Source organism: Acinetobacter sp. UBA3132 (genome assembly GCF_002364825.1).
GTDB lineage: Bacteria > Pseudomonadota > Gammaproteobacteria > Pseudomonadales > Moraxellaceae > Acinetobacter > Acinetobacter schindleri.
This window is the reverse complement of sequence record NZ_DEZM01000127.1, coordinates 452-18,541: the sequence shown is the minus strand read 5'-3', so window position 1 is coordinate 18,541 and position 18,090 is coordinate 452. Positions and strand designations below refer to the sequence as shown.

General features: G+C 43.3%; 14 protein-coding genes. 2 read left to right on the top strand and 12 right to left on the bottom strand.

Annotated elements, in window-relative coordinates:
• Positions 1 to 257 precede the first annotated feature (257 nt).
• The 6 genes from B4033_RS06420 to ahcY all read right to left on the bottom strand — a co-directional run bounded on the left by B4033_RS06420 (position 258) and on the right by ahcY (position 10,292).
• Positions 258 to 1,490, bottom strand: a complete 1,233-nt coding sequence (locus B4033_RS06420) for a multifunctional CCA addition/repair protein (protein WP_004814992.1) — start codon at positions 1,488 to 1,490, stop codon at positions 258 to 260.
• Between the two features lie 83 nt (positions 1,491 to 1,573).
• Complete coding sequence (locus tag B4033_RS06415) at positions 1,574 to 3,853, bottom strand: NADP-dependent malic enzyme (protein WP_008302352.1); 2,280 nt, start codon at positions 3,851 to 3,853, stop codon at positions 1,574 to 1,576.
• 138 nt (positions 3,854 to 3,991) lie between these two features.
• Positions 3,992 to 6,868, bottom strand: a complete 2,877-nt coding sequence (locus tag B4033_RS06410) for a putative bifunctional diguanylate cyclase/phosphodiesterase (RefSeq protein ID WP_286832751.1) — start codon at positions 6,866 to 6,868, stop codon at positions 3,992 to 3,994.
• 195 nt (positions 6,869 to 7,063) lie between these two features.
• Positions 7,064 to 7,774: a 16S rRNA (uracil(1498)-N(3))-methyltransferase gene (locus tag B4033_RS06405; protein WP_286832750.1), complete on the bottom strand. Its 711-nt coding sequence runs from the start codon at positions 7,772 to 7,774 to the stop codon at positions 7,064 to 7,066.
• Positions 7,775 to 7,880: 106 nt separating this feature from the next.
• Positions 7,881 to 8,717, bottom strand: a complete 837-nt coding sequence (metF, locus tag B4033_RS06400) for a methylenetetrahydrofolate reductase [NAD(P)H] (RefSeq protein WP_286832749.1) — start codon at positions 8,715 to 8,717, stop codon at positions 7,881 to 7,883.
• 192 nt (positions 8,718 to 8,909) lie between these two features.
• On the bottom strand, positions 8,910 to 10,292 hold the full coding sequence (gene ahcY / locus B4033_RS06395; RefSeq protein ID WP_004814998.1) for an adenosylhomocysteinase: 1,383 nt from the start codon (positions 10,290 to 10,292) through the stop codon (positions 8,910 to 8,912).
• Between the two features lie 226 nt (positions 10,293 to 10,518).
• Here ahcY and B4033_RS06390 point away from each other — a divergent pair, with 226 nt between their 5' ends.
• Complete coding sequence (locus B4033_RS06390) at positions 10,519 to 11,553, top strand: DUF4917 family protein (protein WP_286832748.1); 1,035 nt, start codon at positions 10,519 to 10,521, stop codon at positions 11,551 to 11,553.
• A gap of 36 nt (positions 11,554 to 11,589) precedes the next feature.
• Here the strand turns inward: B4033_RS06390 and B4033_RS06385 are convergent, their stop codons facing one another.
• From B4033_RS06385 to radA, 6 genes are all read right to left on the bottom strand, one after another.
• Positions 11,590 to 12,114 (bottom strand): tetratricopeptide repeat protein, encoded by a 525-nt coding sequence (locus B4033_RS06385; RefSeq protein WP_286832746.1) that lies wholly within the window; start codon positions 12,112 to 12,114, stop codon positions 11,590 to 11,592.
• A gap of 97 nt (positions 12,115 to 12,211) precedes the next feature.
• A complete protein-coding gene (locus B4033_RS06380) occupies positions 12,212 to 12,550 on the bottom strand; it encodes a DUF3325 domain-containing protein (RefSeq protein WP_286832754.1) in 339 nt (112 codons plus the stop codon).
• A complete protein-coding gene (locus B4033_RS06375; protein WP_286832744.1) occupies positions 12,547 to 14,238 on the bottom strand; it encodes a PepSY-associated TM helix domain-containing protein in 1,692 nt (563 codons plus the stop codon). The genes B4033_RS06380 and B4033_RS06375 overlap by 4 nt, the downstream gene beginning before the upstream one ends.
• 1 nt (position 14,239) lies before the next feature.
• Positions 14,240 to 14,584 carry a hypothetical protein gene (locus B4033_RS06370; protein WP_286832743.1) on the bottom strand — a complete coding sequence of 115 codons (345 nt, stop codon included), beginning with the start codon at positions 14,582 to 14,584 and terminating at the stop codon, positions 14,240 to 14,242.
• Between the two features lie 249 nt (positions 14,585 to 14,833).
• Complete coding sequence (locus tag B4033_RS06365) at positions 14,834 to 15,841, bottom strand: Tim44 domain-containing protein (protein ID WP_286832742.1); 1,008 nt, start codon at positions 15,839 to 15,841, stop codon at positions 14,834 to 14,836.
• Between the two features lie 121 nt (positions 15,842 to 15,962).
• Positions 15,963 to 17,348: a DNA repair protein RadA gene (gene radA / locus B4033_RS06360; protein ID WP_286832740.1), complete on the bottom strand. Its 1,386-nt coding sequence runs from the start codon at positions 17,346 to 17,348 to the stop codon at positions 15,963 to 15,965.
• A 187-nt stretch (positions 17,349 to 17,535) separates the two neighbouring features.
• On the opposite strand from radA, the gene B4033_RS06355 reads away from it, so the two are divergent.
• Positions 17,536 to 17,964 (top strand): hypothetical protein, encoded by a 429-nt coding sequence (locus B4033_RS06355; RefSeq protein ID WP_286832739.1) that lies wholly within the window; start codon positions 17,536 to 17,538, stop codon positions 17,962 to 17,964.
• Positions 17,965 to 18,090: the final 126 nt, after the last annotated feature.

Sequence of the window (18,090 nt, the reverse complement as noted above, 5' to 3'; positions counted from 1 at the left end):
TATTTTCTACTGTGGTGAGATAGCCAAGTTGTGTAGTAAGTACATGGATTACGTGCAAGTCCTGTTCAAGTTGCAAGGGACGAATCAGAAAATTCATAAGTTTTTATCTAGACAGATGCGAAAGAGAGATAAGCTGATTTTAGGCGGAAGATGAAGTCAATGAATTTTAATAATTTTGAATATGAATATAAGTGCGCAGAATAAAAGTATTTTAGATATCAATATATACAAAGAAGAAAGCTCCCGAAGGAGCTTTCTTAAATTAAAGCAGTATGGCGTTCTTTCAGCTCGGCTAAGGCATGAATACGACGTTCAATCAGCATCTCGCCAATATCAGGACCCTGAATATCTGCTGGTAAATCCTGAGCCTTGATGCCACGAACCACTTGCATGGCTTCGCGCACATATTGGGCTTGTGGATAGGCACGGTCTTCCAGACCTAAACGGCCACGAGAATCACATTCACAGGCTTGCACAAAAGCTTCTACACGTTCCGGGCGACGTAATACATCCAGACGTTGCAATAGCCGCCATAAAGTACCTGGTTTCAGATTGAGTGCCTGATGGCATTTTAAATGTTCTTTACAGACCGCAATTGCCAGTTGTTTGGTATAAGTTGGTACTTTGAAACGTTCGCACAATTCAGTTACCGGCTGTACACCACGCTCTTCGTGCATGATATGACGTGGCAATTCCTCGGCAGGTGTTAAGGCTTTACCTAGGTCATGCACCAGAACAGCAAAACGTACATCCAAATCATAGTTCTGGCGACAAGCCTGTTGTAGCGACATCATGGTATGAATACCGCAGTCAATTTCCGGATGATATTCCGGACGTTGCGGGACGCCGAACAGGGCATCAATTTCTGGGAACAGTACTTTTAATGCACCACAGCTGCGTAATACTTCAAAATAAATATCCGCATGTGATTCCATCAGGGCACGGGATGTTTCTTTCCAGACCCGTTCAGGTGTTAGCGTATTTAATTCCCCTGATTCAGTGAGTTGACGCATCAAATCGAGTGTTTCTGTGGCAACATGGAAGCCCATTGCATGATAACGCGCAGCAAAGCGCGCTACACGTAATACGCGCAGTGGATCTTCAATAAAAGCATCAGAAACATGACGTAAAACGCGGTCAGCAAGATCCTGTTGACCATTATAGGGATCATGCACATGACCGGCTTCATCCATGGCCATGGCATTGATGGTCAGGTCGCGACGGATCAAGTCCTGTTCAAGCGTGACGCTGGTATCGGTATGGAATTCAAAACCATGATAACCAGTGCCGGATTTACGTTCGGTACGTGCTAATGCATATTCTTCTTTTGTTTCAGGATGCAAAAATACAGGGAAATCCTTCCCAACCGGCTGATAGCCCAGATTGAGCATTTGATTGGGGCTTGCACCCACCACTACATAATCTTTTTCGTGATAGGGGTGTCCGAGCAAATGATCTCGAACTGCACCGCCTACTAAATAAACTTGCATGAAAAAACCTCTATTCTTAGAAGCATCATGCTACAGAATAGAGGTTTTCTCAAGTCAAGAAACTCGGCGTTCGCCGCGTTTGCTTACAGGGCGTCTTGTTCCGCTTGTTGGATTTCTGCAACAGTCAAAGCAGTCATATTCACGACGCGGCGTGTAGTCGCTGTCGGCGTTAAAATATGAACTGGTTTCGCTGCACCCAGCAGAATCGGGCCAATGGTCACATTGTTACCAGAAGTTGCTTTTAACAGGTTAAACGAAATGTTAGCTGCATCCAAGTTTGGCATGATCAACAGGTTCGCAGCACCTTTGAAGCGTGAGTTCGGATAAGCAAACTGGCGGATATTTTCATCCAGTGCCGCATCACCATGCATTTCACCTTCAACTTCTAGTTCAGGCGCAATCTCAGACAGAATGTCGTAGACCTTACGCATTTTCTGTGCACTGGCATCGTTCTGGTCAGAACCGAAGCTAGAGTGAGACAATAGCGCAATACGTGGTGTCATACCGAAACGACGTACTTCTTCAGCAGCAAGAATGGTCATCTCAGCAAGCTGTTCAGCAGTTGGATTACGGTTGATATAGGTATCTGCAATAAACAGGTTACGCTCTTCAAGCATCAAGGCATTCAAAGTAAAGAAGGTATTGTGACCGTCTTTTTTACCAATGATATTGCTGACGAAGTCCAAGTGGATGTCGTAGCTTGAGTACGTACCACATAACATACCGTCTGCAAGGCCGTGTTTGACAAGCATAGATGCGATAAGTGTTGAGCGACGACGAGCTTCACGTTGTGCGTACTCTGGTGTTACCCCTTTACGCTGCATAATGCTGTAGTAGTCATCGGCAAATTTCTCGTAGTCTGGGTTCTTTTCTTGGTCAACGATGGTGATGTTCACCCCGTTTTCTAAGCGTAAGCCCAATTTTTTGATATTTGCTTCAATTACTGCTGTACGGCCCACCAAAATTGGCTTCGCCATGCCTTCATCCACTGCAATTTGTACAGCACGAAGTACACGAAGATCTTCACCTTCCGCATATGCAATACGCTTAGGATCTGATTTTGCTTGAGCAAAAATCGGTTTCATCATAAATGCTGAGTTATAAACAAACTCAGACAAACGTTGATGATATACAGAGAAGTCTTGAATTGGACGTGTTGCTACGCCAGAATCCATCGCTGCTCTAGCAACTGCTGGCGCAATCTCTAAAATCAAACGTTGATCCAGTGGGCGAGGAATTAAGTAATCACGACCAAATGATGCTGATTTTTCACCATAAGATGCAGCATCTGCTTCGACATGTGCCATACGCGCAATCGCGTGTACACAAGCAATCTTCATTTCTTCGTTAATGGTGGTTGCACCAACGTCGAGTGCGCCACGGAAGATGTATGGGAAGCAAAGTGCGTTATTCACCTGGTTCGGATAGTCTGAACGGCCAGTTGCCATGATCACGTCTGAACGTGCTTCATGGGCATGTTCTGGCAAAATTTCCGGATCCGGGTTAGCCAAGGCAAAGATGATTGGATCTTTGGCCATTTTCTTGACCATGTCTTGAGTCAGAATGCCTGCAGCAGACAGACCCAAGAACATATCTGCGCCGTCCATTACGTCAGCAAGCTGAGTACCTTCGATGTCTTGTACATACGCTTTTTTCGATTCATCTAAGCCTTCACGTTTTGTAGTCAATAAACCACGTGAGTCAGCAACGATGATATTTTCTTTCTTCGCGCCTAGTGCACAAAGAAGGTTCAAGCAAGACAATGCAGCAGCGCCTGCACCAGATGCTACGATCTTGATTTCTTCAATTTTTTTACCATTGATAATTAAAGCATTGAGTAATGCTGAACCTACAATGATTGATGTACCATGCTGGTCATCGTGGAACACCGGAATGTTCATGCGTTCACGAAGTTTCTGTTCAATATAGAAACATTCTGGTGCTTTAATATCTTCGAGGTTAATACCACCAAAAGTCGGTTCTAATGCTGCAACGATGTCGACAATTTTGTCTGGATCATTTTCTGCGATTTCGATATCGAATACGTCGACGCCAGCAAATTTCTTGAACAGGACGCCTTTACCTTCCATAACCGGTTTAGATGCTAAAGGACCAATGTTACCCAGGCCAAGAACCGCTGTACCATTACTTACTACCGCAACAAGGTTACCACGTGCTGTATACAGCGCTGCTTTAGATGGGTCTTTTTCAATTTCCAAACATGGCGCTGCAACACCTGGAGAGTAAGCTAGTGCTAAATCATGTTGGTTAACGAGTTGTTTGCTTGGGGTGACGCTGATTTTGCCGGGGGTAGGAAATTCGTGGTAGTACAGTGCCTGTTGTTTTAAAGATTGTTCGTCCATTAGTCTCTCGATCTATCAATAATTACCCAATTGCAGGTAACATAACCGCGGAATACAGGAGAATATATCACTAGTTGTGCGCTTAGCCCAGCCAAACGCACCCGTTTTTTGAAGAAATAATTGGTCTTAGGTCTGGATTTATACCTGATAGGTATAAGTCTCAGGTGTCATATTTTGTTCAAGAAATTCGGTCGCTTGCTGTTCAGGAAGCGGCTTGGAAAACAGATAGCCCTGTGCAATATCACAACCGAGTTGACGCAGGAAATCTAGCTGCTGCTCTGTCTCAATACCTTCAGCTACTACTTTCATTCCCATGGCTTTGCCCATTGCAACCATTGCACTGACAATAGCATCCTGTTTGGCTTCACCAATTTTGGATACAAAACTGCGGTCAATCTTTAAAATATCGATTGGGAACTCTGCCAGATAAGACAGGGACGAATAGCCCGTACCAAAGTCATCCAGGGAAATGTTGATATCACGTTCCTTGATCTGATTCAGCACATTCATTACGGTTTCAGAATTTTCTACCAATGAAGATTCGGTAATTTCCAGTTCCAGATTCGAACCAGAAATACAGTTCAGTTTGATCGCTTCATCCAGATCATCCAGTAACTGGCCGCGGCGGAGTTGCTGCGCCACAATATTCACTGAAATACAGATATTATGGAAACCCTGGTCATTCCATTTACGGATCTGCTTTGCCGTTTGCTGTATCACCAGTTGACCGATTTCCGAAATCATACTGGTCTGTTCTGCCAATGGAATAAACATCCCCGGTGGAATAATGCCTTTCTCCGGATGATTCCAGCGGATTAAGGCTTCAAAACCGTAGATCTTCTGGTCATTAAGATTGATCTTCGGCTGATAATAGACGATCAGTTCACCATTCTGGATGGCTTTACGCAGATCGCGTTCAATGAAAATTCCTTGTTCCAGCAGGGCAGTATTTTCACTTGAATAAAAGTAAATGGTATTCCCACCGAGATTTTTGGCTTCACTCAGTGCCTGTTCGGCACAGTTATTGAGATAATCCAGTTGACGGCCATGATCAGGATAAAAAGCTACCCCCATTGAAAGCGTAATTTCATAGTCCTGACCAAAGATATTGAATGGCTGACTAAAGGCTTTCGCAATATGCTCACAATGTTCCTGCACGGAAGGGCGAATATGCGAGATTTCATACAGAATGGCAAAGTCATCGCCATTCAAATGCGCAACAAACATGGCTTCAGCATTGGTTAAGCGTAAGCGCTGTGCCACCTGACGTAATAACTCATCACCACCGTTGTTGCTCAGATATTCATTCAGCGGACGGAAACGGTCGATATTGATTCGAATCACCGCCATCTGCTTGATGGAATCTTTTTGTGTCACCAGGTACTGGTGCAGCTGATAGTTATAATAGAAACGATTTGGTAAGTCGGTCAGGGTGTCATAATTTTCCAGATAAGACAGACGCTGTTCCTGAAGCTTACGTTCAGTCAGGTCCGACACAATCCCGATATAGTGGGTGATACGGCCTTCATCATCCATAATGGCATTGATATGCAGCCATAGTGGCATCTCTTTGCCGGACAAGAATTTTTCATTAAGTTCGCCATCAAAAGAACCAATCTTCATGACCTGCTTGATGATATTGGTATGTACACTGCGCTGCTGAGATTTGGTATTTACCGTAATATCAAACAGGTGCTTGCCCAGAATTTGCTGACGTTCAAAACCAGAAAGTTGCTCGAAAAAAGGATTCACTTCGATATAGCTCAGCTCTTGATTAAGTATAAAGATACCTTCAGCCGCTTGCTCTAATACGCTGGCTGCAAGTTTTAATCCTTCCTGAGAATTACGTTCCTGCTGAATATCACGGCGAATACCGACCATGCGTACGGGTTTATTGGTTTTTGGATCACGGCTGATGACACGCCCGATATCATGAACCCAGCCCCATACCCCTTGGGTATTCTGGATGCGGTAGGTGGCTTCATAGCGCTCTACCTGACCGCGTAAGTGTTGTTTCATCATATCTTTGAAATGACGAAGATCATCCGGATGGATCAGATGATGCAGTTGTGCCTGATGCTGACCGGAACTGCGCTGGATTTTTTCTTGTGTATGTGTCGTCAGGGTAATGGTTCGATCTTTAATGTTCCAGTCCCACGGGCGGATACCCGCAATTTCATGCGCAAGTTCCAGATTCTGATGCTGGTCCTGTAAGGCAAGATTAATCTGCTCGATATCATAAGTACGTTCCCGCACTTTTTGTTCCAGCAGCTGATTATTGAGCTGTAATTGAAGTTCGATATCTTTGGATTTATTCACTTCAGTTTGTAACTGTTTACACAGTTCATCAGTCCAGGTAACTTGCTGTTCAGCATTTGTCACCAACAGATTATTCTCCGCATATAGACGTGAAGTACGTTGATGAATACGGTAAGTACTATTGGCACACAGCAAAATTACAATGACAGAAAAGTTCAATGCCAGACTGAAAAACGGATTAAGTGAAGAGGATTCCGTGATCTGCAGAAAGAAGAATGGGACTAGGGACGGCAAGAATATCAGGCAGAAATAACTCAGTTTTTGCGTGAGATAGGTGAGACCAAAAGCTTGAGTCACCATAATCAGCAAGCCAGTCAGAGTCAGTGCTTCAATCAGTTCAAAAGATGGATTTACACGCGGCAAATGAACATACAGGGTAAAAATCCCGGTTGAAATACAGATACCTACCAGTAGACACTGGATTTGTAGCCAGCGGTGAGCAGTTTCCAGCTTAAACTCATTCGGTTTAAAGTAGACGGTACTAATCAGCCAGCACATGCAGACCACCATCTCGGTAAGAATAAACCAAAGATTCAGGTAATAGTCTGCCGGATGATAATGTAACTGGTAAATACAGAAGATATAAAGACATACCAGCAGGATACTAATTAAAAAGTATCGACTGTGACGAATCGTATTCACGATTTGTGCACTGTTTAGCTGCTGCTGAATATAATCATCCTGATTATGAATCATGATTAAGATGCCTTTAATCTACGTAAGGGTGGTACTGCATTGTTTTTATTAAGCCCCTTAAATAAGTAACTTTTATCATTTAATAGGTCATTCATTTTTATCTTATTAAGACTAAAGTGCCAATATATAAAAATCAATCAAAAGCCCCACAAATTTTTACAAATGCGATAAAGTAAAATTGATTATTGAGAGAAATTAAAATTTGTAGTTCAAAATAGATAAAGCTACGACAGGCGCAGTTTCGGTACGCAGAACACGTTCACCAATACACCAGTTCACAAATCCCTGAGTATTGGCAGCAGAGATTTCAGCCTCACTGAGTCCGCCCTCTGGACCAATCAATAACGCCAAGTCTGGCGTTGCATTGTAAAGAACATCCACTTCATCTTTGTTTGGAGCTAATACGAGCTTGGTTTGAGGAAGTTCACTTTGCAACCAGTTTTCCAGTGACATCGGAGCAAGAATTTTTGGAACAATATTCAAACCACATTGTTCGCAGGCTGCCGTAGCAATAGCTTGCCAGTGATCGAGCTTTTTTTGGTCACGATCGTACTTGAGGCGCATTTCGCAGCGTTCAGAGGTTAAAAGCTGAATTTCTGAGACACCAAGTTCAACCGCTTTTTGAATGGCATAATCCATACGGTCGCCTTTACTCATGACCTGACCCAGTAAAGCTGTGAATTTTGGCATGCGGTTGCTTGGGTTAAAGCTATTGACCTGTACAGTAGCTGACTTTTTGGTAACTTCTACAAGTTCAACTTCATATTCACCACCTTGTCCATTGAACAGGGTAGCTTTTTCACCGACTTGAGCACGTAATACCTTCACCCAATGATGAAAAACGGTTTCAGTTAACTCAACCGTGGAATCAACATTTAAGTCTGCTTCAATAAAAAAACGTGGCATTTAAGGATTACTCTCAAGTGGAACAAAACAAGACGGTATTTTTTTATGCCCTCTCTGTATTTCTCCCAAAGGGATAAATTAAGGAGGGAAAATACCGCCTCAAAACTTATGCAAGACCTAAGTCTTTTACAAGTTGACGTGTAGGGTCAGTGGTGTTCATGGTGTAGAAGTGCAGGCTTGGTGCACCGCCAGCAATCAGGCGTTCGCAAAGTTTAACGATCACTTCATGACCAAATGCTTTGATGGATGCAGTATCGTCACCATAAGTTGCCAATTGTTTGCGAATCCAGCGTGGAATCTCTGCACCTGTACCATCGGCAAAGCGGATTAAATTGCTGGCATTGGTAATTGGCATAATCCCTGGTGCAACAGGAATATTTACACCTTCTTTTTGGATACGTTCTACAAAGTAGAAGTACGCATCTGGATTAAAGAAGAACTGTGTAAGTGCAGCATTGGCACCAGCATGGGCTTTTTCACAGAAACGTTTGATATCAGCGTCAAAGTTGTCTGCTTGTGGATGCATTTCAGGATAGGCTGCCACTTCAATATGGAAATGATCACCTGAATGTTCACGGATAAAACGAACCAAATCTTGCGCGTATGGTAGTTCACCTAAACCGACTTGACCTGATGGTAAATCACCACGCAGTGCCACAATACGGTTGATACCCTGAGATTTATATAAATCCAGTAATTCTGCGATACGTTCTTTGCTATCACCAATACATGAAAGGTGAGGGGCAACTGGCGTCCCTTTACCATTGAAATCAGCCAATGTGGATAAGGTGCGTTCACGAGTTGAACCACCGGCACCATAAGTCACCGAGAAAAATTCTGGATTTAAAAGCTGAAGCTCTTGGTGTACGGTCTTGAGTTTTTCTGCACCGGCATCAGTTTTGGTTGGGAAGAACTCGAATGAAATCGGAATCTGTTTCGACATGGTTAAATCCTATTTTTATAAATACTTTTTATTCACCCTCTCCCTGACCTCTCCCAAAGGGAGAGGAGTATTCATTACTGAATAACGCAGAGTCTTGGCTCAAATTACTTAAATTTCACAAGTAAAACTCGTAATGTAAATGATTTGAGAGTTCACCCTCTCCTTATGGGAGAGGGATGGGGTGAGGGCTAATTAATATTTATAAGCGTCAGACTTAAACGGACCTTCAACAGCTACGCCAAGGTAATCCGCTTGTTCTTGCGTTAACTGCGTTAACACACCACCAAAGCCTGCAACCATGGCTGCCGCAACTTCTTCATCTAATTTCTTAGGAAGCAGTTCAACGCGAATCGCTGCTTGTTTTTGATCTTCAGGTAGATCAGCAAATTTCTCAGCGAATAAATGCATTTGACCCAAGACTTGGTTAGCAAATGAACCATCCATCACACGTGAAGGGTGACCTGTTGCATTACCAAGGTTCACCAGACGACCTTCAGAAAGAAGGATCAGGTAATCATTTTCGTTTTCTGAACGATATACTTGGTGTACTTGAGGCTTCACTTCAACCCACTTGTAACCACGTAGGTAGTTGGTGTCGATTTCAGTGTCGAAGTGACCGATGTTACACACCACTGCACCAGCTTTTAATGTATCTAACATTGCAGCGTCACAAACGTGGTAGTTACCTGTTGTGGTTACGATCAGATCAGTATTTAAAAGAAGGTCAGCGTTTACGTCTTCTTTTTTACCAGTTTGCACGCCATTTTTGTATGGAGAAACAACTTCGTAACCATCCATACATGCTTGCATTGCACAGATTGGATCGATTTCAGAAACGCGTACGATCATGCCTTCTTGACGAAGCGATTGTGCAGAACCTTTACCTACGTCACCGTAACCAATGACAAGTGCACGACGGCCAGATAAAAGCATATCTGTTGCACGTTTGATCGCATCATTTAGCGAGTGACGGCAACCGTATTTGTTGTCGTTCTTAGATTTAGTTACTGAATCATTTACGTTGATTGCAGGAACTTTAAGTGAACCGTCTTTCCACATTTCAAGCAGACGTTGAACACCTGTTGTGGTTTCTTCAGTAATACCGTGAATTTTTGCAAGAACTTCTGGGTATTTTTCATGAACAAGTGCAGTTAAGTCACCGCCATCATCCAGAATCATGTTGGCATCCCAAGGTGTACCGTTTACATTGATTTGTTGTTCAAGACACCACATGTATTCTTCTTCAGTTTCGCCTTTCCAAGCAAATACTGGAACACCAGACGCAGCAATGGCAGCAGCAGCGTGGTCTTGAGTTGAGAAGATGTTACAAGATGTCCAGCGAACTTCAGCGCCCAGTTCTACCAAAGTTTCGATAAGAACAGCTGTTTGGATTGTCATGTGGATACAACCCAAAATTTTAGCGCCAGCAAGTGGTTTAGCAGCAGAGTAACGCTTACGCAGACCCATTAGGGCTGGCATTTCAGCTTCTGCAAGTTTGATTTCTTTACGGCCGTAGTCAGCCAGTGAAATATCGGCAACTTTATAATCTGTAAATGAAGCATTAACCGCGTTCATCACGATCTCCTTATAAAAAACAATAATTGATCATTCAGTTCGCGGATGCCGTTGTTGGTCTGTCTAGAAAAAGATGGACCGATCGTCGAGCCTGGCGCTTTTACATTTCGTACCTGTAAAACGTCGCAGCATCCCTCGACTAGCGCAGTATTGTACTTGGAAATTAATTTGGTTCCAATCTGAAATTGTTTAATATCTGACTAATAAGAAAATTTGAGACTAAACTATGGCAGACAGCTTCGAATATCCAATTAAGGAATGGGCTGAAATTAAGGATGATTATGAGAATGGCAATTTAATTATTGGTAATGGGGCTAGTGTTGCTCTGCATCAAAAATTTCGTTTTGACTCTTTAAAAGAAGAAGCTGAAAAATTAAAACTTTTTAATGAGGATATATCTAAACTTTTTATCGAGTTTGATACATGTGATTTTGAGTTAATTTTGAGATTAGTCTGGCATGCGAAGCTAGTAAATAAGCATTTAGGAATAATAGATCCAAAAATTGATTCAGCTTACAAGAATATTAAAAATGCTTTACTCGAAGTTGTTAAAGAAGTTCATTGTGAACATGCTGAAATATTTGATCAATTACCTCAGCTGTATCAATTTACAAAACGATTTAGAACAATAGTTTCTCTTAATTATGACCTTATTTTACATTCGATTAGAATGTATGGTAATGACGCCATTAAAGATGATCATGTATTTAAAGATGGATTTTCAGATGATGGGGTGATCTTTAATAGATGGGATTATTTAAAAGATCCATACTATAAAAGTAGTTATGAAAAGGAAGTAACTAGAACTTTTTATCAACACGGTAATCTATCTATATTTCGCTTTGCAAATGGAATTGAACGTAAAGTTAAACGGAAATTTAACTCTGATTTATTAGAAACCATTGAAGAAAATTGGACTGATCAAAGTATTCCTATTTTTGTTGCTGAAGGCACAAGTGATAAAAAAATGGATTCTATCAAAAGTAGTCATTACCTAAGTAAGGTCTATTATGAGGTTCTCCCTGAATTTTTGAATGATGGAAAAAATCTAGTTATTTATGGATGGGGTATAGAAGTGCAAGAGCTTCATTTGGTTGATCAGGTTTTTAAAGGTAAATTTGATGGGAAGTTTGCTATTTCTGTTTTTGAAAATAATCAAGATTATTGCCATAGAGTAGAGCGACTAATAAACAAAATTAATTCAAATATTAAAGTGGAGTTTTTCGATAGCCAAAGTTCAGGGTGTTGGAATAATGCTTAACAAAATAAAAAGCCCATCATCTGATGGGCTTTTTATTTATTCTATGTCCTGCTCAATTTCATCTGCTTTCTTAGTCCAGTTTTCTGCCTGTATGTCATCAGCGACTACACCAAGACCATTGGCATAAATAAAGGCAAGATCACGCATGGCTTGAACTTCACCCCATTCAGCTGCCTGTTTCACTAGTGCAATGGATTTTTCGACATTTTTTTCAACCACATCACCACGACGGTAAAAACCGGCAAGTTCCAATGTTGCTGCTGGATGCTTTTCGAAATTGGCTTTGCTCAACCAGTAATAAGCTAACTCAAAGTGAGCTTTAGAATCTTCCGGGTCTTCCTCCGCAATTTCTTTGGCATAAACCGTATAACCTTCACCGAGCCAGTACATGGCTTCAACCAGACCACCGTTCGCTGCTTTTAGTGCCCATTCTTCAGCCAGAATGATGTCATCTTCATGCTCGCTGTGCATATATAGTTCGGCAAGCTCAAATTGTGCTTCGGCATTGCCTGCCAGTGCGCGGTTTGCCAGAGTGGCAGGGGGAGAAACACGCTCGGTCATGTCAAAATCTCAAAAATCTTTGCATGTAGATTAAAAGGTTCAAAATAAAAAAGCCAATCCGAAGACTGGCTTTTTTATAAAAGGAATTAAATTGAGCTTAAAATACGCAAATTAGTCCAGAAATGAATGCAATGAGCACAAAGCCAATACTGATTATTTTAATTTTTGATTCAAAGTAAGTCAGGCTCAGGCCAACTGCTAATGCTGCAAAAGTCAGACTACCTAGCCAATAGCTGACCATATTGCTGATCGTACCGCTAAACAGGCAAAAAATTAGCGCAATGATCAGCAGTCCCCAGCCAGCAAGCGTGGCTAGTCGGGTTTTGCCAACATCCAGTTCTTTGCCAAATATCTGTTTTTGATGTTTAGACATTGAAGCCGCCAGGGCAATAAAGCCCAGTACAGATACAGACCAGATGAATAAGAAGAACATTATACTTCAGTCTCCACAGCTGTAGTCTTGGCTTTTTTAGCAAGCAGACCTTGGTAATTTTTCACTTTCTTAAAGGCCAGCCAGAACACAACAGCTAGTAGCCACATAGCCAGATCAAAGCTCGCAATGACCCATTGACCATTCGCTATAGTATTCCAGATTGGCTGTCCACCAGTCAGGACATTTATGACCGGAAGCAGGGCAAATAAAGCAGTTGCCAGTGCCAGCAGTTCTAACCAGGCCTGACGATGCGTCCGGATCATGGCATAGAAGAAAGTCAGCACCCATACTATAAAAAAGGTACGGATTTCCCAGTTAGCGCGCATTTCCAGTTCCACCGGAATAAAACGATTGGCATAGAAGTAAGCGGCACAGGCAATAGGCAGACCGATAATTGCTGCGATATTGGTCAATTCCACCGTACGATAACCAAAAGATTTATAGCCTTGTTTCTGCTGTTGCGGTGCACGTTTCACACACCATAGAATCAGACCAGTAGCGATCATCAATGTGCCGACAATACCGGACAGGAACAGTAACCAGCGCAGGGCGAGGTCCACACCGCGCGCTTCATGCAGTGAAGTCACCACGTTATAGATGCCATTCGCGACTGAAGGTGTTTTTAGTTCGGTTTGATCCGGTTTGAGCGCACCGGTTACGCCGTTGAATTCCAGACTTGGGTACACGCTACGATAGGCAACACTGATACCATTCAGAGCACGTAATTCAATTTCAGCTTGGCTGGTATTTGGCCGAATAATGGTAATAGTACCAATCGGATTGTTATTCCATTCTTTGTCCGCAGCTGCCAGAACTGGTGCCAGATCGGTTAAAGGCGCTGGACGGACAGAGGGATTTTCGTCACGAGATCGACGTGCTTCACCACCACCAGCCACTTCGCCGCCACGTTCGCTATGACCTGCACGAGATTCAGCTTCCTGACCATTATCCTGAATTAAAGTTTTACGCTGATCTTGGAGGAAAGCACCACGATTTTCATAAATCTGGTTTACGCCCCAAGGCATGATGGTAAATAACAGCAGCAATAAGCCACTGAATGTAATCATAATATGGAAGGGAAGTGCAAATACTGCGGTTGCATTGTGTGCATCTAGCCATGAACGTTGTCCTTTACCTGGGCGGAAGGTAAAGAAATCCTTAAAGATTTTCTTATGGGTAATAATCCCGCTGATAATCCCCACCATCATCAGTAAAGTCGCAATCCCGACAATCCAGCGTGCCCACATACGTGGCATGCCATATAAATCAAAATGAAAACGGTACAGGAAACCACCACCACGGGTTTCGCGTGCTTCTAGTACTTCACCGGTTGCACTGTCCAAAGTAATTCGTGTGCCACCGCGGCGTGCACGAGGATCTTCACCAGCGCCACGGATATTGAGCGTAGTATAGTTCTGACGAGCATGCGGCAGCTGAATGGCCCAGCTACCCGCATCAGGATGATTTTTCTGTAAATAGGCGAGTGCCACTCGGGTCTGTTCAATCTGGGTGGCTTGCGGAACAGACTGGTGCAACTCTGGTTTCATCCAGATAGTAATTTCATTCTGGAAAAAACTTAATGTACCAGTCAGAAAAATCGCATAAAGCAGCCAGCCCAATATTAAACTGGCCCAAGTATGCAGCCATGACATGGACTGGCGTGGACCTTCCGGTTTTGCATCTGGTCTCATCTTATTTCCCTAAAAACTGGTAAGCGATATAGAACAACCCAGCTGGAACCAAAATGCCCAGCGTCGCTTTTAGGGTTTTATTGACCATAAATACCCAGATGAAAGCCCCTGTCTGTAAAAGAAAAGCGATCATAGTGGCGGATATGGCAGCACTACTTTGATACTCACTAAAGTACTGAGGAATAGCCATAGCTGCAAAAGTGGCTAAAGCATATCCCCCCAAAGCAGCGAGTATGAAACGGTAAAAAATCATAAAGCGATAAGCCGTGAGTTTGGGCTGCACTTTCTTTTTAGATCGGATGGCTGGATTCGGGACAGCTAATTTTTCAGTAGCTGTAAAATCCATATGAGGACTGCTGGTCATTGAAAATACTGTCTATTTAATTGTGGGAATTTTATTGATGCGAATGATAACAATTATTGTTTATATTTTAAATAACTATTTTTAAAGATCTTTTAAATAATTAAAATGAAGTGTGAGTTTAAGCAGTGTAAATAGGGGGATAAATAGATTGTGAAGCACAGCATGGGAACCCAATACTGAAAATAAAAACAGCGGCTCGAAGGCCGCTGTTTTATTAAAAATACTTAAGTCTTAGCTTTCTTGCTGGATACCCGCAACCTGCCAGTCCTGGTTAGAACCTGCAGGTTTTACAAAGTGCCAAACTTCAGCAAATGGCTGTGGCAGACTGTTCAGGTCTTCACTTACTGTACCGGTAAAGCGTACGCTCACTACGTATTGACCATTTTCATTTGATGAATCTACAACCATGGCATTCAGGTTAGAGAACTCAGCAACATCCTGATCCTGATTCGCCATAATGTCGTTATACATAGACTGATACAGGTCAGGGGTCAGATAACGCTGAATTTCTGAAATGTTGCTCGCCGTATTCATAGACTGAATATGGTTAAAACGCTGACGCGCAACACGCAAGAAGGCAGCAGGTTCAGTACCATCAGGCAGCTGACTACCGCTTTGAGTATAAGCAGTACCAAACGGCGCGTTATTTACCGGAGCAGAACCAAATGGGGCATTATTGCCAGGTGTTTGACCACCGACATTCTGACCAAAGATATTGGTACTATCACCACCGCGAGGTGCAGCAGGTGCTTGACCAAATGGTGCTGACGAACCAGCACCACTGTTTGGAGCGAATGGATTGCTAGAAGTTACTTTTTTTTTTGCGCCCATTTTACGGAAAATGAAGAAGGCAACAGCTGCAGCAAGTAAGATCCAGATCCAGCCTGGGATACCACCTTGTTCTTCTTCTTGAACAGCTTCAACTTGTGCTTGAGATGCCGCGTTGTCATCTGCCAAAGCATTCGCTGCGACGGCACCAATTGCAGCACCCGCTACACCCGCAGCAACCATACCACCCACACCAGGGCCAGATTTTTGCTGAGTTACTGCACCTGCAGTCGGAGCCTGTTGTGCAGGAGCTGCCTGACGGGGTTGCTGATAAGTCTGAGTCGGCGCAGCAGAACGTTGCATACCATGGCTTTTACCACCACCGGCACGTTTTGCTTCAGCAGCTAGAGGCGCAACCAGTAATGCTGCAGTCAAGAAACCCGCGATCAAACCGCGCTGTCGAACTTCCATTCAGTTTTCCTATGTAAAAAATATATTTGAACACTCTATTTATATAGGCTTTACATGGAATTTCAATCAAAAAACTGTATTTTTTTACCGAAATTCCAAACTGAGTGCTACAAATTGAATCCTACAGTTCATCACTTAAAGTCATGGCTTCACTGAGGGCTTCATGCAGACGGGCAACCGCAATAAAGCGTACGCCCGGAATTTCTTTCTGCGGGGCATTGGCACGCGGCAGGATAATATATTTAAAACCATGCTTGATGGCTTCTTTGAGACGTTCCTGACCATTGGGTACCGGACGGATTTCTCCTGATAGACCAACTTCACCAAACACAGCCAGTTGCTGCGGCAGAGCTTTACCACGGATACTCGATGCACAGGCAAGTAGAACTGCCAGATCAGAACCCGTTTCGGTAATCTTTAAACCACCGACAATATTGACATAGACATCCTGACCAGAGGTTTGTACGCCGCCATGACGATGCATTACGGCTAACAGCATATTCAGACGGTTTTGTTCCAGACCTAATGCCACACGACGCGGTTGACCATGCGCATCATCGACCAGTGCCTGAACTTCAACCAGCAATGGACGTGTACCTTCGCGGCTGATCATCACAATTGAACCAGGAATGGCTTCATCATAACGACTCAGAAAAATGGCAGACGGGTTAGATACTTCACGTAGACCTTTATCGGTCATGCCAAATACCCCTAGCTCATTCACTGCACCGAAACGGTTTTTTACTGCACGGATCATTCGATAACGCGAATCTGACTGACCTTCAAAATATAGAACGCAGTCCACCATATGTTCCAGCACACGCGGACCTGCGAGTGCACCTTCTTTGGTAACATGACCGACAATGAACAGGGCAGTTCCGCTATTTTTGGCAAAACGGGTCAGGAGCGCTGCTGATTCACGAATCTGTGATACGCCACCCGGTGCAGACTGCAAGGTTTCGGTATAAAGTGTTTGAATCGAGTCGAGGATTGCAACTGCTGGTCGTTCCTGTGCCAGCACTTCGCAAATGCGTTCTACACAGGTTTCTGCCATGACTTTAAGATGTTCAGTTGGCAAGTCTAAACGCTGAGCGCGTAATGCCACTTGAGATAAAGATTCTTCACCTGTCACATAGAGTGCGGAACTGTTACCCGCGGCCATATGTGTGGCGGTTTGTAGCAAAATAGTCGATTTACCAATCCCCGGATCACCACCAATCAGTACAACGGAACCTGTCACCAGACCACCACCCAGAACCCGGTCGAATTCTCCAATTCCGGTCGGCATGCGACTTTCATGTGAAACGGAAACTTTATTAAGTGTGGTAATCGCAGCGGCCTGACCAGCATAGCCGCCAATTTTAGGCTGGGCACGATGAGTCACCGCAGGTACAATGTTGACTTCCAGCAAGCTGTTCCACTCACCACATTCAGCGCACTGACCAGACCATTTAGGATGGTCTGCACCACATTGCTCACAACGATAGACACTTTTTGCTTTAGCCATAGTTTCCGAAAAACAAGATTGGGAATAGGGCTACAGCATAGCGGTGAATGCCACCGAAAACCAAGATCTTCACCTGAAAAATTCGCTGTTTTACGTCAGCGTGTGACGTATCTGCATCTGCTACTCTACATAAGCATCAAATACACCCTATAATGACCTTAATCATCACGGGAACAGGAAACCAAACATGCCACAACATATGCAACATATTGATGCAATCGCACGTGAAAAAGACCGTGATGTATTATTTGTACATTTTGAAAATTATGAACATGAAAATGCAGATGCTGACTCCTATCACCTGCGCCAGAATCTGATGGAGTGGCTGGAGCAACGCCAAATTGCTTTTGCACCATGTATGGGGATTGAGCAACCCGGTGTGATTGAAAGCTATTCAGGTGATCTTTATATCGATGTGCCATTTGATGAAGCCAACCCGATCTATCAAATGCTGGGTGACCATCTGGAAGATAGCGAAGGGGAAATGAAAATTCCTGGCGTACTATTTTTTGTCTTGTCTTTGGAAACTGCGCTTGAGATTGAAGCAGATCGTGAGGAATTTCTGAATCTTAATCAAAATCATGATGACGATGAATTTTCAGGTCGTCTGAACTGATTTTGTTTAGAACACTGGGACCGTAAAAAAGCCACTTTTACAGTGGCTTTTTTCTTTAGGGCTTTAGATTATATTAATAAAGCTCACCAGACTTGCGTCGGGCAATAAAGTCTTTCGATTCTTTGG

Excerpts from the sequence above, each read along its gene's own strand:
- B4033_RS06420 (WP_004814992.1), bottom strand. The coding sequence starts at position 1,490 with ATGCAAGTTTATTTAGTAGGCGGTGCAGTTCGAGATCATTTGCTCGGA.
- B4033_RS06415 (WP_008302352.1), bottom strand. The coding sequence starts at position 3,853 with ATGGACGAACAATCTTTAAAACAACAGGCACTGTACTACCACGAATTT.
- B4033_RS06410 (WP_286832751.1), bottom strand. The coding sequence starts at position 6,868 with ATGATTCATAATCAGGATGATTATATTCAGCAGCAGCTAAACAGTGCA.
- B4033_RS06405 (WP_286832750.1), bottom strand. The coding sequence starts at position 7,774 with ATGCCACGTTTTTTTATTGAAGCAGACTTAAATGTTGATTCCACGGTT.
- metF (WP_286832749.1), bottom strand. The coding sequence starts at position 8,717 with ATGTCGAAACAGATTCCGATTTCATTCGAGTTCTTCCCAACCAAAACT.
- ahcY (WP_004814998.1), bottom strand. The coding sequence starts at position 10,292 with ATGAACGCGGTTAATGCTTCATTTACAGATTATAAAGTTGCCGATATT.
- B4033_RS06390 (WP_286832748.1), top strand. The coding sequence starts at position 10,519 with ATGGCAGACAGCTTCGAATATCCAATTAAGGAATGGGCTGAAATTAAG.
- B4033_RS06385 (WP_286832746.1), bottom strand. The coding sequence starts at position 12,114 with ATGACCGAGCGTGTTTCTCCCCCTGCCACTCTGGCAAACCGCGCACTG.
- B4033_RS06375 (WP_286832744.1), bottom strand. The coding sequence starts at position 14,238 with ATGAGACCAGATGCAAAACCGGAAGGTCCACGCCAGTCCATGTCATGG.
- B4033_RS06370 (WP_286832743.1), bottom strand. The coding sequence starts at position 14,584 with ATGGATTTTACAGCTACTGAAAAATTAGCTGTCCCGAATCCAGCCATC.
- B4033_RS06365 (WP_286832742.1), bottom strand. The coding sequence starts at position 15,841 with ATGGAAGTTCGACAGCGCGGTTTGATCGCGGGTTTCTTGACTGCAGCA.
- radA (WP_286832740.1), bottom strand. The coding sequence starts at position 17,348 with ATGGCTAAAGCAAAAAGTGTCTATCGTTGTGAGCAATGTGGTGCAGAC.
- B4033_RS06355 (WP_286832739.1), top strand. The coding sequence starts at position 17,536 with ATGCCACAACATATGCAACATATTGATGCAATCGCACGTGAAAAAGAC.